At 48.5% G+C, this 25,746-nt stretch carries 18 protein-coding genes; 7 read left to right on the top strand and 11 right to left on the bottom strand.

Annotation, left to right across the window (positions count from 1 at the left end; translation table 11 throughout):
* Window positions 1-13: 13 nt before the first annotated feature.
* Window positions 14-1,249, bottom strand: coding sequence for a fucose isomerase (locus BSHG_RS10540; protein WP_005795164.1), 1,236 nt, complete (start codon window positions 1,247-1,249; stop codon window positions 14-16).
* A 170-nt stretch (window positions 1,250-1,419) separates the two neighbouring features.
* Here BSHG_RS10540 and BSHG_RS10535 point away from each other — a divergent pair, with 170 nt between their 5' ends.
* Entirely contained in the window at window positions 1,420-2,619 is a 1,200-nt protein-coding gene (locus BSHG_RS10535; RefSeq protein WP_008659308.1) for a pyridoxal phosphate-dependent aminotransferase, read from the top strand.
* Window positions 2,620-2,691: 72 nt separating this feature from the next.
* Window positions 2,692-3,936 (top strand): ABC transporter permease, encoded by a 1,245-nt coding sequence (locus BSHG_RS10530; protein WP_032497460.1) that lies wholly within the window; start codon window positions 2,692-2,694, stop codon window positions 3,934-3,936.
* 5 nt (window positions 3,937-3,941) lie between these two features.
* On the opposite strand, the gene BSHG_RS10525 is transcribed toward BSHG_RS10530, so the two are convergent.
* From BSHG_RS10525 to BSHG_RS10510, 4 genes are all read right to left on the bottom strand, one after another.
* On the bottom strand, window positions 3,942-5,114 hold the full coding sequence (locus BSHG_RS10525) for a glycosyltransferase family 2 protein (protein ID WP_005786406.1): 1,173 nt from the start codon (window positions 5,112-5,114) through the stop codon (window positions 3,942-3,944).
* Between the two features lie 70 nt (window positions 5,115-5,184).
* A complete protein-coding gene (locus BSHG_RS10520) occupies window positions 5,185-6,183 on the bottom strand; it encodes an AI-2E family transporter (RefSeq protein ID WP_005786407.1) in 999 nt (332 codons plus the stop codon).
* 68 nt (window positions 6,184-6,251) lie between these two features.
* The gene (locus tag BSHG_RS10515; RefSeq protein WP_005786408.1) at window positions 6,252-7,502 is read right to left on the bottom strand and encodes a sensor histidine kinase; all 1,251 of its coding nucleotides are present in this window, start codon (window positions 7,500-7,502) and stop codon (window positions 6,252-6,254) included.
* Between the two features lie 5 nt (window positions 7,503-7,507).
* The gene (locus BSHG_RS10510) at window positions 7,508-8,845 is read right to left on the bottom strand and encodes a sigma-54-dependent transcriptional regulator (RefSeq protein ID WP_008659310.1); all 1,338 of its coding nucleotides are present in this window, start codon (window positions 8,843-8,845) and stop codon (window positions 7,508-7,510) included.
* 280 nt (window positions 8,846-9,125) lie between these two features.
* Here BSHG_RS10510 and BSHG_RS10505 point away from each other — a divergent pair, with 280 nt between their 5' ends.
* The 5 genes from BSHG_RS10505 (at window position 9,126) to BSHG_RS10485 (ending at window position 17,406) form a co-directional block, all read left to right on the top strand.
* Window positions 9,126-10,445 (top strand): TolC family protein, encoded by a 1,320-nt coding sequence (locus tag BSHG_RS10505; protein WP_008659311.1) that lies wholly within the window; start codon window positions 9,126-9,128, stop codon window positions 10,443-10,445.
* A gap of 140 nt (window positions 10,446-10,585) precedes the next feature.
* The gene (locus BSHG_RS10500) at window positions 10,586-11,833 is read left to right on the top strand and encodes an efflux RND transporter periplasmic adaptor subunit (protein ID WP_008659313.1); all 1,248 of its coding nucleotides are present in this window, start codon (window positions 10,586-10,588) and stop codon (window positions 11,831-11,833) included.
* A 12-nt stretch (window positions 11,834-11,845) separates the two neighbouring features.
* The gene (locus BSHG_RS10495; protein WP_005800665.1) at window positions 11,846-14,251 is read left to right on the top strand and encodes an ABC transporter permease; all 2,406 of its coding nucleotides are present in this window, start codon (window positions 11,846-11,848) and stop codon (window positions 14,249-14,251) included.
* A 21-nt stretch (window positions 14,252-14,272) separates the two neighbouring features.
* Window positions 14,273-14,989, top strand: a complete 717-nt coding sequence (locus BSHG_RS10490) for an ABC transporter ATP-binding protein (protein WP_005795152.1) — start codon at window positions 14,273-14,275, stop codon at window positions 14,987-14,989.
* Entirely contained in the window at window positions 14,986-17,406 is a 2,421-nt protein-coding gene (locus BSHG_RS10485) for an ABC transporter permease (RefSeq protein ID WP_008659317.1), read from the top strand. The genes BSHG_RS10490 and BSHG_RS10485 overlap by 4 nt, the downstream gene beginning before the upstream one ends.
* Before the next feature lie 171 nt (window positions 17,407-17,577).
* Here the strand turns inward: BSHG_RS10485 and BSHG_RS10480 are convergent, their stop codons facing one another.
* The 6 genes from BSHG_RS10480 to BSHG_RS10455 form a co-directional block, all read right to left on the bottom strand.
* Window positions 17,578-18,933: an NAD(P)/FAD-dependent oxidoreductase gene (locus tag BSHG_RS10480; RefSeq protein WP_008659319.1), complete on the bottom strand. Its 1,356-nt coding sequence runs from the start codon at window positions 18,931-18,933 to the stop codon at window positions 17,578-17,580.
* Between the two features lie 411 nt (window positions 18,934-19,344).
* Complete coding sequence (gene bioD / locus BSHG_RS10475) at window positions 19,345-19,986, bottom strand: dethiobiotin synthase (RefSeq protein WP_005786421.1); 642 nt, start codon at window positions 19,984-19,986, stop codon at window positions 19,345-19,347.
* Window positions 19,987-20,020: 34 nt separating this feature from the next.
* The gene (gene bioC, locus BSHG_RS10470; protein WP_008659322.1) at window positions 20,021-21,496 is read right to left on the bottom strand and encodes a malonyl-ACP O-methyltransferase BioC; all 1,476 of its coding nucleotides are present in this window, start codon (window positions 21,494-21,496) and stop codon (window positions 20,021-20,023) included.
* A gap of 4 nt (window positions 21,497-21,500) precedes the next feature.
* Window positions 21,501-22,697: an 8-amino-7-oxononanoate synthase gene (locus BSHG_RS10465; RefSeq protein WP_008659324.1), complete on the bottom strand. Its 1,197-nt coding sequence runs from the start codon at window positions 22,695-22,697 to the stop codon at window positions 21,501-21,503.
* Between the two features lie 138 nt (window positions 22,698-22,835).
* The gene (bioA, locus tag BSHG_RS10460; protein WP_008659325.1) at window positions 22,836-25,082 is read right to left on the bottom strand and encodes an adenosylmethionine--8-amino-7-oxononanoate transaminase; all 2,247 of its coding nucleotides are present in this window, start codon (window positions 25,080-25,082) and stop codon (window positions 22,836-22,838) included.
* Window positions 25,079-25,480, bottom strand: coding sequence for a hypothetical protein (locus BSHG_RS10455; RefSeq protein WP_005800659.1), 402 nt, complete (start codon window positions 25,478-25,480; stop codon window positions 25,079-25,081). Before BSHG_RS10455 ends, bioA begins: the two co-directional genes overlap by 4 nt.
* Between the last annotated feature and the right edge of the window lie 266 nt (window positions 25,481-25,746).

Genomic DNA, 25,746 nt, shown 5'->3' on the forward strand with positions numbered 1-25,746 from the left:
AGTCTCTGTGTGGCTATTCTGTACGTTTACAAGAGTTTGCCATTAGGAATTCATTCAGGGAGTTTTCATAATTGCCTTGTAACAGGATATGGTGATTACCCAGTGGGTTTTTCAGGAAATAGTCGGCCGGTGTATTCATCTTTACACGTACTTGTGTACGGCACATATTGATGTAATTGGTGTTTTCGGTCAGAGTTCCGGTAGACAGGTAATATTCGTCCAGGCATTCGCCACCACATTTCACAATGGTGACATCTCCTTCCGGTAGCAGTCCTTGAATACCGATGCCGCTTTCTGTTTCAAAGTGATTACGAATGATGTAACGTTCGGTCTGTTTCATTCCGATTGTGCAATGGGCCAATATAATTTCGTTGTTACGGGCGTTTATCATCGAAGGATTTGCCATGAAACCCACTTTCCCGGTCAGTGCTTTAGCCACTAATAATGTAAATACGGATTGTAAGTCGCCTTCACATCCGGCAATGATCCCTTCGTCGTTCAACATGGCAAGGGCAAGACAGCCTGTAGTGCCTGTACGCTCTATCAGTTTGAAGCAGCTCACTGTCACTGCACTTAGTTTTTCTTCTTTACAGATTCGCTTAATGGCCCGATAGAGACGCATGGCTTTAATCATATCTTCGGGAGTGCCTTCGCGGCAAGCCAGTGCCTGTGAAGCCACAGCGGCACACGAAGCGCCGACTTCGTTATCCTTAATCCGGTCATATACATCATAAATCCGTTCCAACGGGATGTCCAGATACTCGATCCCCCAACGTCGTTTTGCGAGCAGGTAGTCCACATTGCTTGCAATCAACCAGGAAGAGGGAGTGCCGATCACCCCGATGCGGAGTCCTACCAACGAACGCTGCGCCTTGAAATTGGTATATAGTACCTGTATTCTCTGGACGATACTCATAAAGTCCCCGTGGAGGATCTCACTCTTCATGCCCCGGCCGCGCAACCAGGAAGAGATTTCAAGCGCCGCCGCCAAGGAGTTTTGCATTCCGTCGGCCAGAATAATGGCAGGGCGGGGGAGCGATTCAAAGCATTGCATGACCAATCTTTCTACCCCTCCGGTAGCTATGAAGATGATGCTGAAATCATCTTTTGTCAACTGGTGGATGTCCCGGTAATCGACAAACTTCACGGTGAAATATTTTTCCAGTTCACTAAGTACGGCTTCGTGCGAACTACGTATAGTTACCTGCTTATGCAGAATCGATGCAAATGTGATTAGGTTTATGGTCATTATGTTATCGTTTTAGGTTTGTAGTTATACAAATGTATCGTTTTCCGTTGAGATTATCATAACGTTTTTAACCTTGATAAGGTTTTTAAAGTTTTTATGTCTTTGTGTCCGATTTATTATGTACATTTGCCGCTCATATTTATTAATTGACCATTATATAATTAAAGATTATGCCAACCATATCGATTCGCGGAACAGAGATGCCTGCATCTCCTATCAGAAAGCTGGCTCCCCTGGCAGATGCTGCCAAACAGCGGGGAATCCATGTATTTCACCTGAATATCGGACAGCCAGACCTGCCCACTCCTCAGGCCGCGATTGACGCGATACGCAACATCGACCGCAAGGTGCTCGAGTACAGCCCCAGTGCCGGTTATCGTAGCTATCGCGAGAAATTAGTAGGATATTACGAGAAGTTCAATATCAACCTGACGGCAGATGATATTATCATTACTACCGGTGGCTCCGAAGCGGTGCTTTTCTCATTCATGTCGTGCCTCAATCCGGGAGATGAAATCATAGTTCCCGAGCCGGCATACGCCAACTATATGGCTTTTGCCATTTCGGCGGGAGCTAAGATACGTACCATTGCCACGACAATCGAAGAAGGGTTTTCACTTCCGAAAGTAGAGAAGTTCGAAGAACTGATTAACGAGCGTACTAAGGGGATCTTGATTTGTAATCCGAACAATCCGACCGGTTACCTGTATACCCGCCGTGAGATGAACCAGATTCGTGATCTGGTGAAGAAATACGATCTTTTCCTTTTCTCCGACGAAGTCTACCGTGAGTTTATCTATACCGGTTCACCTTATATTTCGGCCTGCCATCTGGAAGGAATTGAAAATAATGTAGTGCTGATAGACTCCGTATCCAAGCGTTATTCCGAATGTGGTATCCGTATCGGTGCCCTGATCACGAAGAACAAAGAGGTGCGTGATGCTGTAATGAAGTTCTGTCAGGCACGTCTGAGTCCCCCTTTGATCGGGCAGATTGCTGCTGAGGCTTCGTTAGATGCTCCCGAAGAATACTCGCGTGAAACCTATGATGAATACGTAGAGCGCCGTAAATGCCTGATTGACGGACTGAACCGTATACCGGGTGTGTATTCTCCTATTCCTATGGGTGCTTTCTATACAGTAGCCAAACTACCGGTCGATGATTCGGATAAGTTTTGTGCATGGTGTCTGTCTGAGTTCGAGTACGAAGGGCAGACTGTGTTTATGGCTCCTGCTTCCGGTTTTTATACTACTCCGGGTTCCGGAAAAAATGAAGTCCGCATTGCCTATGTGCTCAAGAAAGAGGACTTGACCCGTGCACTCTTTGTTTTGCAAAAGGCATTGGAGGCTTATCTGGGAAGAACAGAATAATACCTGTACATGTCGTTCACTCATCCACATAATCAAAGCAATTCAGTTTCCTCTTCCGGAGCGAAGGGGAAATTGAGGCTTTCTTATTTTCTTGCCCGTCGGATTTATCGTGATACGGATGGTGGAAAACAAGTTTCCCGTCCTGCCGTTGTGATTGCCATGATTGGTATTGCCATCGGTCTGGCGGTGATGATCATTGCCGTATCCGTTGTGATTGGATTCAAGAGTGAAGTACGCAATAAAGTAATCGGATTCGGTTCGCATATCCAGATCAGTAATTTCGATGCGGTAGGTTCTTACGAGACCCACCCGGTTGTGGTGAATGACAGTATGATGGTCGCACTTTCTGCCCTTCCCGAGGTAAAGCATGTGCAGCGGTACTCCACGAAGCCGGGAATGATTAAGACAGACGATGCTTTTCAGGGGATGGTGCTCAAGGGAGTCGGCCCGGAGTTTGATCCCACCTTTTTCCGTGATCATCTGATAGAAGGAGAGATCCCGGCTTTCAGTGATACGGCCTCTACCAACCAGGTAGTGATATCGAAAGCAATAGCCGACAGGCTGAAATTGAAGTTGGGAGATAAAATCTATACCTACTTCATTCAGAAAGACGTGCGTGCCCGCCGGCTGACGGTGAAAGGCATCTATCAGACAAACTTTTCCGAATATGATAATCTCTTTCTGCTGACCGATCTGTATCTGGTGAACCGTTTGAATAACTGGGCTCCCGGTCAGGTGAGCGGGGCGGAATTGCAGGTGCGTGATTATGATAAGCTGGAAGATATCACCTATCGGATTGCTACCGATACGGATAATAAGCAAGATATCTACGGAGGTACTTATTATGTTCAAAGCATAGAGCAGATGAATCCCCAGATATTTGCCTGGCTCGATCTGCTCGACCTGAATGTATGGGTGATTCTGATTCTGATGGTCGGCGTAGCCGGTTTCACCATGATTTCCGGGTTACTGATCATCATCCTTGAACGTACACAGATGATCGGCATATTGAAGGCATTGGGAGCAAATGATTTCATTATCCGTAAAGTATTCCTGTGGTTTTCTGTCTTCCTGATTGGCAAGGGGATGTTGTGGGGCAATGCAATCGGTATCGTTTTCTGTATTTTGCAGTCACAGTTCGGACTGTTCAAGCTCGACCCCGAAACCTACTATGTAAGTATGGTGCCGGTCTCTATGAATATCTGGCTTTTCCTCCTGATCAATGCCGGCACCTTATTGACTTCTGTACTGATGTTGGTCGGACCTTCTTACCTGATAACCAAAATTAATCCGGCCGACTCCATGCGATACGAGTAATGGGGTTATCTGCGCATGAAATCACCCTTTCCGCGATAGAGGCGGTAAAGCTTCAACTTCAAGGTCTGTAACGGACGGATTATGTCAAAAACCGGCAGCGTAAAGTAGTAAGAACGGTTGTCACCCATCTCACCGGCTGTTTTGTTGATGACGTAGGCTTGTACCGAATAGCGGACGAACCACAGTAACAGGGATAACCCGACAACCAACCAGTGGAAGCTGAGGATACCGAATACAATCCCCGCCAGGCAAGCGGCATAAAACAGCAGTCGCGTACCGGTTTCCAATCCCAGGAGCCAGCGTTGCGAGCCTTTATAGAACCGGGAAGTTGCCATGTAGCTCACCTTTTCTTCTTTCCAGTCCTTATAGCGTTCCACGGGTTGCATCCGTATCACGGCATCCGGTGAGGTCTCTACCCGGGTGTTGTTTTCATTAGCAACCTGGTTGATGAACAGATCGTCTTCTCCGCGCTGCATATTCAGATGGGTAGAGAATCCCTTGACTTTGAAGAACAACTCTTTCCGGTAGGCCAGATTGCGTCCGATGCCCATATACGGTTTACCTGCCAGGGCAAATCCCAGATAGCGGAGCGAGGTGAAAAGCGAGTCGAAAGATGCCCGCTTGTGCAGCCAGCCTTTTCCTCGTTCGTAGCCGCTATATCCCAGTACGATATCTGTACTCGATGTAAAATTACGCGCCATTCGCCGGAGCCATTGGTTGCTGACCGGAGCACAATCGGCTTCTGTGAATACCAGCCAGTCGTGTTTGCTGGCTTTGATTCCCAGTGTCAATGCCAGTTTTTTCCGGCTGATGTACCGGGCACTGTCCGGAGTAAAACTGTGATACAGGTTGGGATATTCTTCCTCCAATGCCGATAGCAAGTCTTCGCTTTCGTCTGTGGAGCCATCATTAATGACGATTACTTCAAAGTCCGGATAATCCTGTTTCAAGATCGTGGGCAGGTTGCGGCGTAGGTTTTCCGATTCGTTTCGTGCACAGATCACCACAGATAGGGGAGGCAGTTCCCGTCCGAAGTGTACTTCGTCTTTTCCGACAGAGAGGTTGTGGGTGTGTATACGGTTGTACAGTCCGAGATAGTAGATAAGTTGAATGATTAAAAGAACACCTGTAGCCGACAGTAGTATCAGTTCAGTTGTATTGAATGTGAATGCTTCCATTTACTCTTACAAGATTTTTATGTCACAAAAGTACATAATTTTTTCAGAGATTCGTCGATTTGTATCCCTCTTATTTCTTATTGTCCAGATATTCTTTTTTAAACATATCGACAAACAACAAGAACAGCGACAGCACAAGCGGTCCGAAGATGACTCCCATGAATCCGAACAAGGATAATCCGATGACTACGCCGAAGATGGTTATTAGCGGATGGGTGTCTGCCATTTTCTTCTGGAGGATAAACCGTATCAGGTTATCACATTGCGAGACGACAATTCCACCGTAAGCCGCCAGTCCGATGGCGTTTGCCCACTCGCCGGTCAGTGCAAGATAGGCGGCTACCGGAAACCATACCAAGGCTGTCCCCACCATCGGGATGATTGTGGCGAAGCAGGTCAGAACTCCTATCAGCCAGGCATTCGGTGCTCCGAAGATGAAATAACCGATCAGGGCTACCCCTCCCTGAATGACTGCAAGCAAGGGAATGCCAATGGCATTGGAACGGACAATCATATTGATTTCATGGGTTACCTCCCGGGTATTCTTTTCGTTGAAAGGCAGGATGTCGTCGATGTAGGCTTCCATTTTAGTTCCTCCTATCAACATGAAGTACAGTACGAAGACCAATACAAACAGGTTGACGGCAAAACTGCTGATGCCTCCCATCACTGCCTGCCCTATCTTGGGAAGCAGGGAGACGATGAATGAAAGTGTGTCGCTGCCCAGCACATCATATCCTGTTTTTGCTTTAATGATTCCCGCTAACTCTTCGACAGGGGTAATGATGGCCTGGGGATCCAGGTTGATATCCTGCAATTTATTGACCAGCATCCATACAATCAGCGAGATGGGAACCAGGAAGCACAGAATGGCTTCTCCTGTGATCAGCAGTGCTGCGAAGCTTCGTTTCATTCGTGCACCGAGATAGATCATCTGTTTGCGTACAAGGATGTAGATAGTGAGTGCCCCCAGTAATCCGCCGAGGAAGGGAGTGATTTGCCGGAACAAGATAATGCCCAGTCCGATAATGATAATAATCAGAGAATATTTCCAATATTTTTCTTTCATAATAAATAAAAAGGAGAATAGAGATTCCTCTCTATTTATAACATTACACCAATTAAAATGTTTCGCTCCTAAGGCAGATCGAGACTGAAAATAGTTTGTCCCGGACGGCTTTCCCGGATGGATAAGTGTCCGTCATGTTGCCGGATGATCTGTTTGCAAAGACTGAGCCCGATTCCGCTTCCTTCCGTTTTCGTTGTGAAGAACGGAATGAAGATCTGTTCCCGTATCTCTTCCGGTATGCCGGGGCCATTATCTTCTATCTCGACCTGCAGACGGTCTGCCCGCCGTACGCGGAGAATGATTCTTCCGTCCGCCTGTCCCTCGAGTGCCTGCATCGCATTTTTCAGCAGATTAAGAAAGACTTGTGACAGTTGATTGGGATCACCATCTGTTTCTATCGGGTCCGGCACGCATTGCAGCATGAACCGGATGCCGCGTTCCCGAAAGTCGCTTTGCAGCAATTCTTCAAGATTGCGGAGCATCTCGGTCAATGCGAAGCGCCTTTTTTCCGGATGGGGGAGATAGGACAGATGCCGGAATGACTCCGTAAACTCCATCAGCCGTTCGCTCTGAGCCTGTATAATCCGTAGTCCGCGGGCCGATTTTTCGTTGATATCCGGACGCTCGGACAAGGTTTGTGAGAGTGAGAGGATCGGTGCGATGGTATTCATGATTTCATGCGTCAGCACATGTGTCAGTTTGCTCCATGATTCGTTCTCCTTATCGCTCAATTCGTCGCCGATGTCTTTGATGGACAAGATGGTGATGGTTTCGCCGTCCAGAATCATCTTTTTCTCCGATATGCTGAGACTCTTGCGGATGCCGGTTACATTCAGCAGTTGTGCCAATTGGGTTTCGGTATAGAGACGGTTGCATTTCAGCAGCGAGAAAGCGGCACTGTTGGCAATAATGATTCTACCCGAGTCGTCCCAGGCAAGCACACCGCTGGGCACCTCCTCGAGCAGTGATTGATAGAAATGTTCTTGTTTGTGACTTTCGCCTTTGGTGCGGGCAAGGAGGTCGTTAAGCCGGTTGAGGGAGCGGTTCAACTGTGCCTGCTCTTTGCCGACATTTGCCTCCGGAAAGTAGAGCATATTATCCTTATCCTGCACGGCGTCGAAGAACAGTCTGATTTTCCGGTTAAACGTATTCAACTGCCGGGTCAATGCACCGATCTGGAACAGCGAACAGAGCAGCAGTATACCGCCGATGATGTATCCCGTATGCGACACGACCAACCATAGTCCGGTGCCTGCTGTGACCAGTATCAGCAATACGTGAAACAGTATGATGAAATAGATGCGTTGACTGAATATCATTGGGGTCAGAGTTTGAATCGTTTGAGTTTATTGTATAATGTTTGCCGGCTCACTCCCAATTGTTCGGCTGCGGCAGTCAGGTTACCGTTGTTTTGCAGGATGGCAGTTTCGATGGCCCTCCGCTCCACCTCTTCCAGATTGGGGACAGTGGCGGTTGCCTGCGGTTGCCAGGTCTGTTTCACCAGGATATCTTTGGGGCGGATTACGCTGCCTTCACACAAGATGACCGCTTTTTCGATGGTGTGCTGCAACTCCCTTATATTGCCCGGCCAATGATAACTGCGTAATTTTTCGACAGTCTGTTCGTGTATCCGTATTTCCTGCCGTTGATATTTAGAGGTGAATTTACGTAAGAAGCAGTCGATAAAGAGTAGGATATCATCTCCCCGTTCACGTAGGGGAGGCAGTTCCAGATGAATGGTGTTGATGCGGTAGAACAGGTCTTCGCGAAACATGCCCTGCTTCACCATTTCCGGTATATCTTTGTTCGTTGCCGAAATCAGGCGGATATCGACCGGAATCACTTTGTTACTGCCCAGACGAGTCACATTCCGGCTTTGCAATACGGTGAGGAGCTTGGTTTGGAGTGGGAGAGGGAGGTTGCCCAGTTCGTCCATGAACAGTGAACTGCCGTTGGCCGCTTCAAACTTTCCGGGACGGCTTTCGTGGGCATCGGTGAAAGCTCCCCGTTCGTGTCCGAACAGTTCACTTTCGAACAGCGACTCGCTGATGGCCCCCATATCTACGTTCAGCATCGGACGTGCGCCACGAGGTGAGAGGCGGTGTATCTCCCGTGCCAGTATTTCTTTGCCTGTTCCGTTTTCTCCCGTTATCAGGATGTTGGCGTCCGTGCGTGCCACTTTCGATACCACTTTCATCAGTTGCAACATGGCAGGCGAACGCCCCACCAGCATTTCGAATCCCTCACCCCTGTCAACTTTTGCAGTACGTTCCGGAGCTTTGTGGCTACGGTAGGCTTCCGTCACCTTGTCGATCAGGGTCTGGTTGTTCCATGGTTTCAGCAGGAAGTCGGCTGCACCGTTTTTAAGTGCTTTAACGGCAAGTTCCACATCTCCGTAAGCGGTCAGCATCACTACGGGTAGGGTGGGAGCCATCTGCCGGATGTGCCCCAACCAGTAAAGTCCCTCGTTGCCATTGTTGATACCCGCCGAGAAGTTCATGTCCAGGATGACTACATCGATGCGGCGCGTTGTCAGCAGGGCGGTGATCTGATTTGGATTCGAAGCTGTCAGTATCTTGCTGAAGTAGTTTTCGAGCAGAAGTTCGAGTGAGGCCAATACTCCTTTGTTATCGTCTACAATCAGAATGGTTCCTGTGTTCATAGCATCTCCTTTTGATTCGCTTCCTTTTTTAAGTTCGTGGTAAAGATATTTGTTTTTGTAACTCCCTGCAAGAGAGTGTCCAATATTTAGACGTTTTCGGATTGAGAATTTATGCCGGAGAAGTATCAGAAAGTATTCCAGTGGGAAACAATCGTCAAGTGTCCAATATCTGTACACGGTGGCGTCCAGATATTGGACACTATTGTATATGGTTGAATTGTATCTATCTGATTATAAGTTGATTGTTACTTTTGGCACAGCGTTTGCATATTAGATTGACATGAAACATTTTATATCATTTTGTACCTTTCTTCTTTTTTCAACTCTCTTGTTTGCACAAGCAGAGAGGTCGCTCGACGAATGTATCCGTATTGCATGGAAACAGAATCCGTCTTTACGGAATAGCGGGATAGATATCAAAGAAGCCCGGATGGATTACATCTCTTCTGTGGCGAGTTTCCTGCCCCGTGTCAGTGTATCGGCCGAAGCCGGACGTAACTTCGGGCGTTCCATCGACCCGAATACCAACGGATATACCAACGATACCTTTGATGAAGGAACCGTCGGGCTGGACATGACCCTTTCGCTCTTTGAGGGTTTCACCCGTATCAACCGGGTACGTTTTGAGAAGATGAACCGCAACCGGAGTGAGTGGGCTTTGAAAGAACGCCGTAACGAACTGGCCTGTCAGGTGACGGATGCCTATTATAAACTTCTGCTTGAAGAGCGGATGCTCGATCTGGCTTTAGAGCAGAGCCGCCTTAGCGAGCGTTATCTCAAACAGACCGAGGCTTTCGTCGAGTTGGGATTGAAGTCGGTTTCTGATTTGCAGGAAGTCAAAGCCCGTCGCGAAGGTGATATTTACCGCTATCAGGCCCGTCAGAATGGTTGTCGTCTGGCATTGCTCCGCTTGAAGCAGCTATTGAATCTTCATGACGAGGATACGCTGGCCGTACAAGATACTATCAACTACGAACTTCTTTCGGCCTATCCGCTGCCACAAACGGAAGAACTCTATACGCAGTCTCTGGTGGCGATGCCTTCGATGCGGATGATGGAACTCAGGCAACGTGCAGCCCGTAAGGAATATGCCATGGCAGGAGGTAAATTTTCGCCAACCGTCTTTGCCCGCTTTTCAATGGCTTCCCGTTACCTCGATGGTTTTTCTACCAAACAGTTGAACGACAATTTAGGCAAGTATATCGGTATCGGTATTTCCATCCCTCTGCTGAGCGGGCTGGAACGACTGACTACCCTGCGCAAACACAAGTTGAATATATTCCGCCTCCGGAACGAGGAAGAACTGCAAAAGCAACAACTCTATACGGAGGTGGAGCAAACGGTTCTTTCTCTCCGTTCCGGTTATGATGAATTCCGGCAAGTGTTGCAGCAGTTCAGAGCCGAAGAGCTGGTACTGAAAGAATCCGAACGGAAATGGGAAGAGGGGCTTATCTCCGTCTTTCAGTTGATGGAGGCCCGCAATCGCTTCATCTCCTCCAAAGCCGAGTTGGCGCGGGTACGCTTGCAGGTAGATATGACTTTGAAGATGGAAACCTATTATCGCACGGGGAGCTTCTGTACGTTGCCCGGTGAAGAGTGATGGACGAGTTGTACAACTCGTCGTATACCAGTTGCTCAACTCGTCATGTACCAGTTGTACAACTCGTACACCGTTTCTCTACGGCCCGATGATATGACCTTATAAACAAACGTGAATTATATATAAAGCAATAATTATCTATGGATACAATGATCGAACGCAAGCCCGGAATGAAGCGGAAGCATTATTATGCCGTCGCCGGAGCCGTGGTATTGGTGGGACTTGTTTTTTACTTTATTTTCAGGGACACTTCCTCTTCTATGAATGTGGAAAAAGACCGGCTGACCATTGCTACAGTTACCCGGGGAGAGTTCAGTGATTACATCCGGGTTATCGGACAAGTGATGCCCAACCGCATCATTTATATGGATGCGATAGAAGGAGGCCGTGTGGAAGAGCGCCTGAAAGAGGAAGGAGCCATCGTCAAGGCAGGCGATGTGATTCTTCGTCTCAGCAATCCGCTCCTGAACATCGGCATCATGCAGAGCGAAGCCGATCTGGCCTATCAGGAGAACGAGTTGCGCAATACCCGCATCAGCATGGAGCAGGAACATCTGCGGCTGAAACAGGAACGCATCGGCCTGAATAAGGAACTGGCAGTGAAACAACGGCGTTACGAGCAATACAGCCGCCTTATCAAAGAGCAGCTGATAGCGGAAGAGGAGTTTCGGCTGGCTGCCGAAGAGTACGAAGCGGCAAGGGCACAACTGGAAGTCATTGACGAACGCATCCGGCAGGACAATTTTTTCAGGGAGAGTCAGGTTCATAGTCTCGATGAAAACATCCGTAATATGAAGCGCAGCCTCGCCCTGGTACGCGAGCGGGTGGAAAACCTGAAGGTAAAAGCTCCCATCGATGGACAGGTGGGCAATCTCGATGCCCAGATCGGCCAGTCCATTGCTGCCGGCGAACATATCGGGCAGATCATCACCCCCGATCTGAAAGTGCAGGCACAGATCGATGAGCATTATGTGGAACGGGTGGTTCCCGGACTTCCGGCTGATTTTACCCGTGACGGAGGCAACTATAAACTTGAAGTGACCAAACCCTATCCGGAAGTAAAAGAGGGACAATTCCGTACCGACCTTCAGTTTACTGCCGGACGTCCCGAAAACATCCGTGCCGGGCAGACGTATCACATCAATCTTCAGTTGGGAGATCCTGCCCAGGCCATTCTTGTACCTCGTGGAGGATTCTTTCAAATAACCGGGGGCCGCTGGATGTATGTTGTCGACGAAAGTGGTAAATTTGCCACGCGCCGTCCCATCCGGATCGGACGGCAGAATCCGCAATATTATGAAGTGACTGAGGGATTGAAACCGGGCGACCGGGTGATTGTATCCGGATATGAATTGTTTGGGGATAACGAGAAACTTATATTGAAATAAGAACCGAATACTATGAACTACATTTCGCAAGTGATACGAAGCCAGCGGGTTAAAAAGTCTCTGACGCTGATAAACATAACAGGGTTGTCGGTCTGCATTGCAGCGGCACTTCTTATTATGCTTTATGTCTGGTCGGAGTTAAGTTATGATTCATTTCATGATACCGACCGTGTGTATCGTGTTGAAAGCAGACTGTATGAGGGCGAGATGCTGACGGATAATTGGGCGACTACGGCTTATGGGCATGCTCCTGCCATGAACAGGGAAATAGCGGGAATTGAGAAGTACGTCCGTGTTACGGCTCAGGATCGCGAGCAGGTGGTGAATTACTTCGACAGGAGATTTGCCGAGGAACATTACTGCTATACCGAGCCTGCCTTTTTCGAAATATTCAACTTCCCTATAGTTAAAGGAGAAAAGACCGGGCAACTGGTACGCCCTAATACGGTGGTACTGACTGAAAGCGCTGCAAGCCGCTATTTTGGTGAAGAAGACCCGATAGGCAAGATACTGACCTTCAGTACCTCTTCATCACAGCAAAACTTTGAAGTAACGGGCATTATTGCCGATATGCCTGTCCGTTCGCACCTGCATTACGATTTCCTGCTTTCCTACAATACGATTCCCAAGGAACGGCAGGACATCTGGTACATTCACGGTGTATATACTTACGTCCGCCTGATGCCCGGAAAGACTCCGGGAGAAATTGAACAGGCTTTCCGTGACATATCCGACAAGTACAAGACTGATGCACTGAAACATAAAACCTGGGCTGTAGAACTGATCTCGTTGAAAGACATTCACCTTACTCCGCAAAAAGCATACGAGAAAGAGGTGAAAGGAAGCCGGACGGCGGTTCTTATTTTGTTCGTAATGTCCGCCATTCTGCTGCTGATAGGTTGGGCAAATGCCTTGAACCTGACCGTAGCCCGCTTTTTGGAGCGTGGACGGGAGTTCGGACTCCGTAAAGCTTTTGGTGCTTCGCGCCGTCAGATTATTATTCAGGGACTTCTTGAGTCCGGTTTCATGAACTTGCTGGCTACGTTGATAGCTTTCGGCTGGCTGGAACTCCTCTTACCCCTTGTCTATCGCTGGGCAGGGCAAAACTTCGGGACAGACATACTTATGCAACCCGCTTTTTGGGGGATTGTAGCCGGAGTGGTTATCATCGGTACGTTGGTTGTAGGGCTTTATCCTTCCTGGCTGATGGTCACTATCCGTCCGTCGGAGATTATGCGCGGTAAACTGTTGCACGGAAAGAGAGGCAACCGGATCAGAAAGGCGTTGATTGTTGTTCAGTTCCTGGCTTCTTTTGTTCTGATTGCAGGTACGTTTACTGTGTTTCAACAGGTCCGTTACATGCAGCGTGAGGCCGAATCGGATCTGAATACCCGCATTCTGGTCATTAAATATCCTTCGTTCACCGAGGGACTGTCGCTGCGCATGGAGAGTTTCACCAAACGTTTGAAGCAACGGGCGGATGTAAGTCACGTGACAGTTTCGGGAGCTGTTCCCGGTGTGGAAGTTGCCAACTATTTTACCAATCGGCCGTATGGAAGCGATCCCTCACAAGTAAAATTGATACAGATGTTTTCTGTAGACTACGACTATTTGTCTGCCTATATGCCTCGTATGATTTGCGGACGAAGTTTTTCCGAAGATTATGGTGGCGATCTTAACCGGGTGGTGCTTAACGAAGAAGCTGTCAGGCTGTTGGGCTACGAATCGGCAGAAGCGGCGTTGGGGCAACAACTTAAAATGGAAGTGGTTAGTGACCCGCTTGAGATAATAGGAGTGGTGGAGAACTACCACCAGCAATCGCTTGCCGTGGCTTACAAGCCTATCATTTTCTTTTTGAAAGAGCGTGTTCCTTTTATTGCAACGCCTTATATTTCTGTCTGTCTGAAAGGAAAGGGGGATGCCGGCGTCTTGACGGAAATTGAACAGATGTATCGTGAATACTTCCCGACTTCTTTATTTTCTTATTTCTTTTTGAATGATTTTAATGAATTCCTATACAAATCCGATCGTAATTTTGGCTGGATATTTGCCAGCGCCTCATTGCTTGCCGTATTTGTTGCTTGCCTTGGATTGTGGATTGTAACCCTGTTTTCCACCTTGTCACGTTTGAAGGAGGTGGGTATCCGCAAAGTGCTCGGCGCAAATAAAACCAGCCTGTTCTTTGTCCTGACCAAAGAACTGTTGTTGCTTACCGTATTGGCATCTGCAATCGGTATTCCTGTATCGGCAGTGCTGATGAATGCTTGGCTGGAAACGTACGCTTTCCACATTTCGCTGTCCTGGTGGATATATGCAGCCACTTTTGTACTGCTGATGCTGATAGCCTTTCTCACTGTGCTCCAACAGGTATGGCGTACCATCCGCCAGAAACCTATGCGCATTTTAAAATATGAATAACTAATATAATATATAACGATTATGATTAAAACAGAAAAACTGTCTATGCTCTTCACCACCGAGGAGGTGCAGACCAAAGCGTTGAATGAAGTGACTATGCAAGTGGAGCGGGGAGAATTTGTAGCTATCATGGGCCCTTCCGGGTGTGGCAAGTCTACTCTGCTGAATATCCTGGGTACACTCGATTCACCCACTTCCGGCTCTTACTTCTTCGAAGGCAAACAGGTGGATAAGATGAACGAGAACCAACTGACGGCTCTGCGTAAGGGAAATCTGGGATTTATTTTCCAGAGTTTCAACCTGATTGACGAACTGACCGTATACGAGAATGTGGAGCTTCCTCTGGTATATCTGGGCATGAAACCTGCCATACGGAAAGAAAAGGTGAAACAGGTACTTGAGAAAGTAAATTTGTTGCACCGTGCCAATCATTTTCCGCAACAGCTTTCCGGTGGACAGCAGCAACGTGTTGCCATAGCTCGCGCCGTGGTGACGGACTGCAAGTTGTTGCTTGCCGATGAACCGACCGGAAACCTCGACTCGGTAAACGGTGTGGAAGTGATGGAGCTACTACGGGAACTGAACCGTCAGGGGACTACCATCATCATCGTTACTCACTCGCAGCGTGATGCGACTTATGCCCACCGGATTATCCGCCTGCTCGATGGGAAGATCGTAGCCGAGAATATCAACCGTCCGCTGGACGAAACTTCCGGGACTAATACAGAGAGCGTATGATAGGGAATTATTGGAATAGTGCCTATCGTAACCTGATGAAACGGAAAGGATTCAGTTTCATCAATGTTTTCGGATTGGCAGTCGGCATGGCATCTGCCTTGCTGATATTGACTTATGTCACTTTTGAGTTCAGTTTCGACAAGATGCACGAGAAGTACGAACGCATTTTCCGTGTGGAAAGCACTTTCTATGAAGGCGAAGTACAGACCGACTATTGGGCCAGCAGTTCGTTTGGTTATGGTTCGGCCATGAAAGAGAATCTGGCCGGAATTGAAGACTATACGCGGGTGGTTTCCTTGTATCAGCCGGAACAGATTGTGAAGTATGGTGAACTTACTTTACGTGAAAACCAGATTGCTTATGCCGATCCCGGCTTCTTCCGTTTGTTCGACTTTGAGCTGGTGAAAGGAGATAAGGCCACTTGCCTTTCCATGCCCCGCCAGGTGGTCATCACCGAACGTATTGCCCGGAAGTATTTTCAGGACGAAGACCCCATCGGAAAGATACTTATCTTTACGGGACCGTATGACAAGGTGGTTTGCGAAGTGACAGGGGTGATGAAAGAGATGCCTTCCAATTCGCATATCCATTATAATTTCCTGATTTCCTATAAGTCACTCGGGCAATATCTGCATGACTATTGGTACAAGCACGAGGTTTATACTTATGTGCTGCTCGATTCGCCCGAAAGGAAGGAAGAGATAGAAAAGGCGTTTCCGGCAATGTCGGAGAAGTATAAGACGGACGAGGCGCTGAAAAATAAAATATGGGGTGTGTCACTGACACCGCTTGCCGATATTCATCTTAAACCGCAAGTTGGTTACGAGGCCGAAATCAAGGGAAACCGTACGGCCATGATCGCCCTGATCTTTGCTGCAATTGCTATTTTGGCTATTGCCTGGATCAATTATATCAACCTGACTGTGGCCCGCTCGATGGAACGTGCCAAGGAGGTAGGAGTGCGCCGGGTAATAGGAGCTTTCCGCAAGCAGCTTGTATCTCAATTCTTGTTTGAGGCCTTGGTCATGAACCTGGTTGCATTGGTACTGGCAGTGGGACTGATCGAGTTGATCTTGCCATACTTCAATCAGTTGGTAAGCCGTACGGTAACTTTCTCCGTTTGGCTGACGGGATACTGGTGGCTTTTGCTTTTAATCGTATTTGTAGGGGGAATTTTCCTCTCCGGTTACTATCCTGCATTGGCGCTTCTCAACCGGAAACCGATTACGTTGCTGAAGGGAAAGTTCCTGAACAGCAAGTCGGGCGAAGGCACTCGCAAAGTATTGGTAGTCGTTCAGTACACGGCATCTATGATTCTGCTCTGCGGCACATTGATTGTGTTTGCGCAGTTGAACTTCATGCGCAATCAGTCGCTGGGAGTGAAGACGGACCAGACTCTGGTTGTCAAATTTCCCGGACGGACCGAAGGCATGAACACGAAACTCGAAGCCATGAAGAAGGCCATTGCCCGCCTGCCTTTGGTAGATAAAGTTACCTTCTCGGGTGCCGTGCCGGGCGAAGAGGTGGCTACCTTCTTGTCTAACAGGCGAAAGAGTGATGCTTTGAAGCAGAATCGCCTTTATGAAATGTTGGTATGCGACCCGGATTATATTGATGCTTATGGACTGCAACTGGTGGCAGGGCGCGGATTCTCCGAAGATTATGGAGACGATGTGAATAAGTTGGTGGTCAACGAGTCTGCTGTCCGTAACCTGGGAATTGCCTCTAACGAAGAGGCTCTCGGCGAAGAGATAGAGGTGGAATGTACCGATGCCCCGATGCAGATTATCGGAGTGGTGAAGGATTACCATCAGCAGGCACTCAACAAGAATTATACCCCGATTATGCTGATCCACAAAGATAAGATCGGTTGGCTGCCGCAACGCTACATCTCCATTGTGATGAAGTCCGGCGACCCGAAGGAATTGGTTTCGCAGGTGGAGGAGATCTGGCATCGCTATTTCGAGGATTCCAGCTATGACTTCTTCTTTCTCGATCAATTCTTCGATCATCAGTATCGTCAGGACGAGGTGTTTGGTGTCATGATCGGTTGTTTCACCGGACTGGCCATCTTCATCTCATGTCTGGGATTGTGGGTATTGGTGATGTTCTCCTGCACTACCCGTACCAAGGAGATGGGTATCCGGAAAGTATTGGGAGCTACCCGTTGGAATCTGTTCTATCAGCTGGGTAAAGGCTTTTTCCAATTGATCCTGATAGCGGTAATCATTGCGTTGCCCGTTGCCTGGTTCAGTATGAATGCCTGGTTGAGTCATTATGCTTTCCGTACCGATCTGAAGATATGGTTCTTTGCAGTTCCGGTGGTGTTGATGCTGTTGATTTCGTTTGTGACGGTAGCCTGCCAGACGGTGAAGATTATCGTAGGCAAACCGGCACGGTCATTGCGGTATGAGTAAGATTCCGGAATAAAATAAGTCGCATTCGGCAAAGAGTGCATGAGGGTGTCATAGTTCACCACAGATTACACGGATTTACAAGATAGATTTTTAATCTACTGATAACCAATAATATTTATCTGTATAATCTGTGGTGAACAATGACACCCTCAGTGCCTTTTGTGGTGAACTTTAGCCTTTGGGTTGTTGCGTCTGGATTTCTTCTCCCCAATGCGTTTTGGCTTCCAGTTCTTCCCGGTCACGCACCTCTTTCGCCTTCTTTGCATAGACAATCATGCGCAGAGACTGGTCGTAAGTAAAGTAATTCCATACCCAGTTCAGTAGGACGTTTGCTTTGTTGCGTACTCCCAGGATCGAACGTAAATGGACGACCAGCCACATCACCCAAGCCAGCCATCCGGCGGTTTTGAAACTACTGAACTCTGCCACGGCACGATTGCGCCCTACGGTTGCCATCGATCCCAGGTTCCGGTAATGGAACGGCTGCATCGGCTTTCCTTTCTGTAGTCTTTGCAGGTTCTTGGCAAGCAGTTCGCCTTGTTGAATGGCCACTTGTGCCAGTTGCGGGTGTCCGTTAGGATAGTTCTTGTCCGTAGTCTGAATACATTGGTCCCCGATGGCAAAAATAGTGTCTGTTCCCTGTACACGGTTGAATTCGTCTACTTTGATTCTTCTTCCGCGTCCCAGTAATTCTCCGTCTATATTGCCGAAAGTGATGGCTGCCACGCCGCTCACCCAGATAAACGTACGTGTCGCTATCTCTGTACCGTCTTCCAACATCACTTTATGATCTTTGTAATCTGTCACCCGCTTGTTCAGCAGGATGTTGACTCCCATTTCACGCAGAAACTGTTCGGCATGGCGGGATGAATCTTCGGACATTCCCGCCAGGAGACGGTCGCCCGCTTCAATCAGGTAGATGTGCATCAGGCTGCTGGGCATATCCGGATAATCGTTGGGCAGTACGAACTTCTTCATTTCCGAAAGCACTCCGGCTATTTCCACTCCGGTGGCCCCTCCGCCTACAACAACGACATTGAGCAACTCCTGCCGTTCACGTTCCGTACTGCAAGTGATCGACCGTTCAAAGTTTGCCAGTAGGGCATTTCTCAGTCCCATGGCTTCCGAAACGGTTTTCATAGGCATGGCCTCTTCTTCAATGTGCTCGTTGCCGAAGAAGTTGGAGGTGGTGCCGGCTGCCAGTACCAGGTAGTCGTATTCTGCTTTACCGATGGAAGTCTGAATCATCTTTTTCTCGGGGAAGATGGCCCGTACTTCTGCCATACGGAAGTAAAAGTCCTTTCGTTTCTGAAAAATCTTCCGGAACGGGAAAGAGATGGAACTGGGTTCAAGTCCGGCTGAAGCGACTTGATAAATAAGGGGAGGAAACTGGTGATAATTGTTCTTATCGACTAAAACAACCTGGAAACCAGACTTTTTTAGCTTGTTGGCCAATTTAAGACCGCCGAAGCCACCACCTACGATGATGACACGCTTCTTGTCGTTTTTTACAATGTTGAAACTCATACTGAAAACTTCTATTTAACCTGATGTGTCTAAAACCTAATGTCATGGTTATAAACGCTTGTCATAGGTAAAAAGTTCAGCTAAAAGAACGGTTTCAGAAGATGTTTCAAGAGGCTTTTTCACCATAGATTATACAGATTACCGCAGGTAGTTTGTGCTGACAATCGGTCGTTCACTCTTTTAGAGCCTGTTTTAATTTTGCTTGAGATTTGTTTTCAGGGATGTTTTCCGGTTTTTGCAAGGAGCATAGCGGGCTATGTGACGGGTAAAAACGGGGAAATAGACCGAGAAAAAACTCAAAACAGGTCAATAAAATTCCTGTAAATTTATTCAAGGAAAATTTAAACAGGGCACTTAATCTGCGCTAATCTGTATCATCTATAGTGGTTTCTGATGTTCCCTGTAGACTTTTTATAATTCCGGTACCATGCAGAATTTAGTCTCCGGAAAATCTTTCTTCAGATACCGTTGGATGAAGAGTTGTGTATCCTCCTGTATCGTCCGGTCCTCTACCGTCGGGTAGAGGTTGTAGAGAACGGTATCCAGTTTGATCCCCCGGTTTTTAATGGCTTCCAGGCTGAGCAATGTGTGGTTGATACTGCCCAGTTTGCCGGAAGTGACAAACAACAGCGGGTATTCCTTCTGCGCAATATAGTCAATCGTGAGCAATTCGTCGGTAAGCGGCACCATCAGGCCTCCGGCTCCCTCGAGCAGGACAACGTCGTAACGGCGGCTCAACTCTTCTGTAGCACGTTCTATTTTGTCAAAGTCGATGGGACGTCCGTCTATGCGTGAAGCGAGGTGTGGAGAACAGGGGTAAGAGAAGATTTCTGGCATGGTCAGTCCTTCCCGGTCGTCATCAGTGGGGGCGATGCCCATGATGCGGCGGTGCAGGTCGATGTCTTCCGAGTGGCCTGTATTGCCTGTCTGGATAAATTTCTGAGTAATGGTGCGTTGCCCTTTCCGGTTCAGTTCGCGTGCCAGGAATCCTGTGGCATAACTCTTGCCTGCATCTGTATCGATGCCGCTGATAAAATACACATTCTTTTTCATACTTCTTTTGTTTGAGACCCGCAGGTCGTTTTTCTTATCTCTTTTTTGCTATTATATAGATGGGGTGGTAGGTCAGTGAAACAGAACCTTTGCCGGGACTGAACAGACGCTCGTATTCCTGACAGAAGAGGTTCAGTTTGCTCCGGGTCCAGCTTTGGTTACAAGTACCTGTCACTCCGGTCTGCTTCAGATGATAAAGCACCTCCATCGGATTGTTGAAATTCAGTGAGATGACTTCTTCCTCCGTGTGCACAATGTCGTATAGTGCCGAGAGCGAGGCAGTCAGCTCTTCTCTCGAACGGTAGGCGAGTCCCTGTCCGGTCAGTTGGCGAATCTCCTTCATGTTTTCTTTTCCGAAAGTACTGAAGGCAATGTATCCCTGCGCATTCAGGATGTTTTCACATTTCCGGAAAAAAGCATCGGGATGTTCGAACCATTGCAGGACGGAACAGGAAGTGATCAGTTCCGTTCCGTGCGGGAAGTCAAGTGCTTCGGCATCTCCGGGCAAGAAGGAGACCCGCTCGTTCAGGATATCTCTGCAGCTATGGCGCATCTCTTCGCAAAGGTCGTTCAGCAGCAAGTGTTCCGGGCGGAACGAACGGAGTAGCAGACGCGAATAAGTACCCGTCCCGCAGCCGAACTCTACAACACGGCGGAGGGAGTGCGCAGGGAGGTGTTGCTGCAACAAACTGCACATTTTCCGGGCGATTTGTTGTTGCACCCGGGCTTCGTGCGGATAGGTGCCGATTGCTTTCGTGAAGCGTTGGGCGATCAGTAGTTTGGAGGAAGCAGCAGCAGGAGCGAGATTTTCTTTCAATATCTTTTCGTCATAATGTGCTCCGTCATATCGCTGAATTTCATTGCAATATTTTTGCCAGGCCTGTTCCTGGTTCTTCGGTGGGAAGATATGATCGGATTCTCCGATGATTGCCTTATTCCAGACAAAGGTGGATGGGGGCAGTTCGCTGTATTGTCTGCCGATGGCCACCAGTTCTTCTTTCAATTCTTCTACCGGTCGTTGGGGAGCTATTTCCAGGAAAGCTTGAAAGGCACTTCCCGATCCGCACATTCGCCGGCGGAACTTCTGTAGGGTCGCTTCATTGAGATTATTGAGTGTACCTTCAAATATGGCGGGAGGAATTCCCCGCATATCATCGATAGGGAAAAGTGTCCCGTTGATGGCAATGCTTTGCTTGAGGGGGAGGTTGCTGTCCGGCAACACTTGGGAAGCTGCCCATACCCCCATGGACCAGGCAACAACATAGATCCCCTCATACGTGGAGAGCAATGTGCTGTCAAAATCGAGAGAACGGTAATCATAGCAGATTATCAGATCTTTATTTGGGGGGAGATTGTGCATGAAGGGAGTTTCATCCATTCCCCATCCGGTAAAGAAGAGGAGAGCCTCTTTTTGGAGGGGAGGGTATCCGGCGGCTTCACATCCGGTTCCTGTCTCAGAGTGAAGGGAGTTTACAGATTTTTGGGGTGGATATAGTCTTTTCAGTTTCATAAGTTTATGACTTTGATGATACAGGCCGTATTGTTGCTATCACTCTTTTCACTTCTTCTTCCGTTACGTCTGCCGTTAATGAAAAACGGATACGGGAAGTTCCTTCCGGTACCGTAGGCGGACGGACAGGCAACGCATAAAACCCTTTGCGTTGCAGCTCTTCTGCCATACGGACGGCGGAAGAACTTTCACCCGCGATCATGGGTACGATTTGGCTGGCCGAGGCAGAAAAGTATCCTTTCTCTTGGAGGCCGGTCCGCAAGTTGCTGCTGATGGCTGCCAGGTGTTCCCTCTTCTCCTGATATTCCGCCAGATGGCGCAGTACAAATGAGGTCCATTGCAGGGTGACAGGCGGGAGTGCAGTGGTGAAGATAAAGGGACGCATTTTATTTATCAGATAGTCCCGTATCACCTGCCTGCACACGATATATGCCCCAGAGGAAGCCAGTGCCTTTCCGAAAGTGCCCACCAAAAAGTCGATATCCGATATGCATCCGTATGCTTCGGCACATCCCAGTCCGCCGGTTCCCCGGACACCGACAGCATGGGCTTCGTCTAAATAAAGCAATACGTTCGGATACTTGCGTTTCAGCTTGACCAAACGGGGTAAGTCTGCTTCGTCACCATCCATACTGAAAATACTTTCGGTAACGATAATAACCTGTTCATATTCTTTGTGGTAAGTCTCTACTAGTCTTTCCAACTGGCTGTATTCGTTGTGCCGGTAGCGGATACATTTGGCATCTGATAGCCGAATGCCGTCTATTAGGCTGGCATGTATCAACTTGTCGGCCAGAATCAGTGTTTTTGTGTCGCATACGGCAGGTAGGATTCCGGTATTGGCATGATATCCGCAATTGAATACCAGTGCCGCTTCTGTTCCAAATAAGGAAGACAAGGTAGCTTCCAGTTCATCGTATGCGGCAAAATTGCCGGTAAGCAGGCGGGAAGAAGAGGAAGAGAACTTAATTTCTTCCGGCTTCACTGTCTGCCAGAAAGCTTTTAACAGTCCACTGTCGTTAGCCAACCCCAGATAATCATTTGACGAAAGGTTTAGCATCCGTTGTCCTCCGATGATTACCTCTTTGCCCTGATGCACCAGGGTAGGAAGGGTACGGAAGTTATCTTTCTTTTTAAGGAGTTGCAGCTCGTCAAGGAAACGGGTGAGTTCACCTCTTTCCGTTTCTTGGTTTTTATTCATATTTGTAATGTTTTTGAGTTTGATTCACCACAGAGTAGCACAGAGTTTCACAGAGATTATTTTCTCTTAATATCTTATAAACAAGAGATTGAAACTCTGTGAGACTCTTGTTACTCTGTGGTGAAGTTTGATTCGCCTCTATTTCGTTTGGGAACCGGGAAGGCCGTTACTTATGATCCTTATCATCCCTTCCGTGAGTTTGGTCAACTGTTCGGGCGTAATGATAAACGGAGGCATTACATAGATCAGTTTGCCAAACGGACGGAGCCAGATGCCTTCCTCCACAAAACGGCGTTGCAGGTATGCCATATTCACCGGTTCTTTCATCTCGATCACTCCGATGGCACCCAGTACACGGACGTCCGCTACTTGAGGGAGCTCACGTGCCGGAGCTAATTCACGGTTCAGTTGAGCTTCTATTCGTTTTACGTTTTCTTGCCAGCCGGAAGTTAGAAGTAACCGTACCGATGCGCAGGCTACGGCACATGCCAACGGGTTTCCCATAAACGTAGGCCCGTGCATGAATGCTCCCGGTGTATGGTTGGAGATGCAGTCTGCCACTTCATTGGTGGTCAGTACTGCCGATAAGGTCATGTATCCACCTGTCAATGCTTTGCCGATGCACATGATGTCCGGCTCTACTCCGGCATGTTCCCAGGCGAAGAGTTTTCCGGTACGTCCGAATCCGGTTGCTATTTCATCGAAGATCAACAGTACCCCATACCGGTGGCAGAGGCGCGCAGCTTCTCTTAAATATTCCGGATGGTAGAAACGCATGCCTCCCGCACCTTGTACAATAGGTTCGAGGATGAAAGCTGCCAGTTCATCGGCATGTTTCTCCAGCAGATGCTCCAACGGACGGATGTCTTCCGGGTTCCATTCATCTCCGAACCGGGAGGAGGGAGCAGGGAGGAAGTGGCGGATGGGAAGTGCCGAACCAAAGATACTGTGCATCCCCGTTACAGGATCGCATACCGACATGGCATTCCAGGTATCTCCGTGATAACCGTTACGGATGGTGACGAAATTATTTTTCTCCGGTTTTCCGGCTGCATACCAGTATTGTACGGCCATCTTCAGTGCAACTTCGACAGCTACGGAGCCGGAATCAGCATAGAATATCTTTTGCATAGAGGGCGGGACCAGAGGAAGCAACAGTTTGCCCAGTTCGATAGCCGGATCGTGCGTCAGTCCGCCGAACATGACATGCGACATCCGGCTGAGTTGATCTTGTACAGCTTGGTTTAATATCGGGTGATTGTATCCGTGCACCGCACACCACCACGATGACATTCCTTCGATCAGTGTCTGTCCGCTTTCCAGGGTGATGGTGGCACCGTCAGCCCGTTTCACCTTATATACCGGGAGCGGATTCGAAGTTGAAGTATACGGATGCCACAAATGTTCGCGGTCAAATTGTGAGTCGGCAAAGTGATATCCTTCCGAGAGAATCATCTCTTTATCATCCGATACCTTGGAGCCGAGTGTTGTCAGCAGATCGCCTACGATGGCGGAGTTGATGCCGATATAGAGGGATTTCCGGACGGCCTCTGGTGTCAGTTGCGAGCGTCCTCCGGCAAAGCGCAGGTAAGCCGCAGGGTTAATGAACCGGAAAAGAGCCACAGTGGTCAGTATCTCTTCTTCACTGAGAGGAGACTGATGCTCGAGCGGAGTGCCGGGTATGGGTTGCAGCAAGTTGATCGGGATGGATTGGATGTTGAGATCGCGGAGTGTGAAGGCAAATTCGATCCGTTGTTCCACAGTTTCACCCATGCCGATGATGCCTCCGCAGCAGAGGTCCATCCCTACTCGTCGTGCGGCATGCAAGGTTTTCAGCTTTTGTTCCTGTGTATGCGTGGTACAGAGCGAGTCGAAGTGGGAAGGAGCCGTTTCGAGGTTACAGTGGTACCGGGTCACTCCGGCATCATACAATGCCTGCAACTCTTCTTCGTCCAACAGTCCGAGCGAAGCGCACAACCGGATAGACGAATGGCGACGCATCCGCCGGGCCGCTACACAGAGCTCTTTCATGTTTTTGGGAGAAGGTTTGCGTCCACTGGTCACCAATGAAAAGCGGTTGACCCCTTGTGCTTCGTTGTATTTTGCTTGTCGCAGGCACTCTTCTGCGCTCACCAGATCGTATACATCGGCCTTGGTCTTGTAGTGAGACGACTGGGCGCACCATTTACAATTTTCCGGACACCGTCCCGAGCGGGCATTGATGATGGAACACATGTCGAACTCCTGCGAAGCGCAGGCGGTGGTGATGTCGTGCGCGGCATCATACAACTCTTCTTTACGGGGATAGAGCGCCAGCCATTCGGCCTGCTCTCGGCTGATAGCCGTTCCTTGTAATACTTGGTTTTTTATTTCTTCGATAGTCATAGGGTGGGGATATTAAAAAAGAGGTTGCCGGTCCCATCGGGATGGGAGGCAACCTCTTTAGGTGTAATGTATGAGGCGGATGTCACAACAGTTGACTGTGCGGCACCGGCATAAGAATATTTGGATGATTGGAGTTGAGTAAGAAGCAAGAGCAATGGTTCGGGAGATAGCGTGAGGTTCTCCCAATCTTCTTCCGGAACGGAATCTTCTGTTTCCCGTTGCGGATCAAGTCCGGTTGTATGTGGAGTTTGCTGCTTGCACAACGCACATTCGGTGATGTTCTTTCTCAACTGTCCGATGGTGACACACAAACCCAGAGTGGCAAATATGGCATAAGCCTTCCGGCTCCACTGGCGGAAGCGGATAAACGAATGTGATATGTACCTTTCTTTTTTCATAAGCCGTATGGTGATATCGGGTCATCGGACGGCGGCAAAGCTACAAAGAATCTACGGAATGACCAAGGGATAGCATCGGTTTGTAAGCAGGGACCTCTCCTCTACCACAAAGACGGTATAAGAATCCCTTATAAAGGGGATTTCAAGAACAATCCCCATACTCTACTTTTGCAGCAGGAAATGATCCGTGAAAATTAATTAAAAAATGTAGGTGGCTTTTGACACACCTTCAAGAATAAGATAACAATTTCAAGGCTTTTAACAAC

Origin of the sequence: Bacteroides sp. 3_2_5, assembly GCF_000159855.2 — a bacterium.
GTDB classification, from domain to species: domain Bacteria; phylum Bacteroidota; class Bacteroidia; order Bacteroidales; family Bacteroidaceae; genus Bacteroides; species Bacteroides fragilis.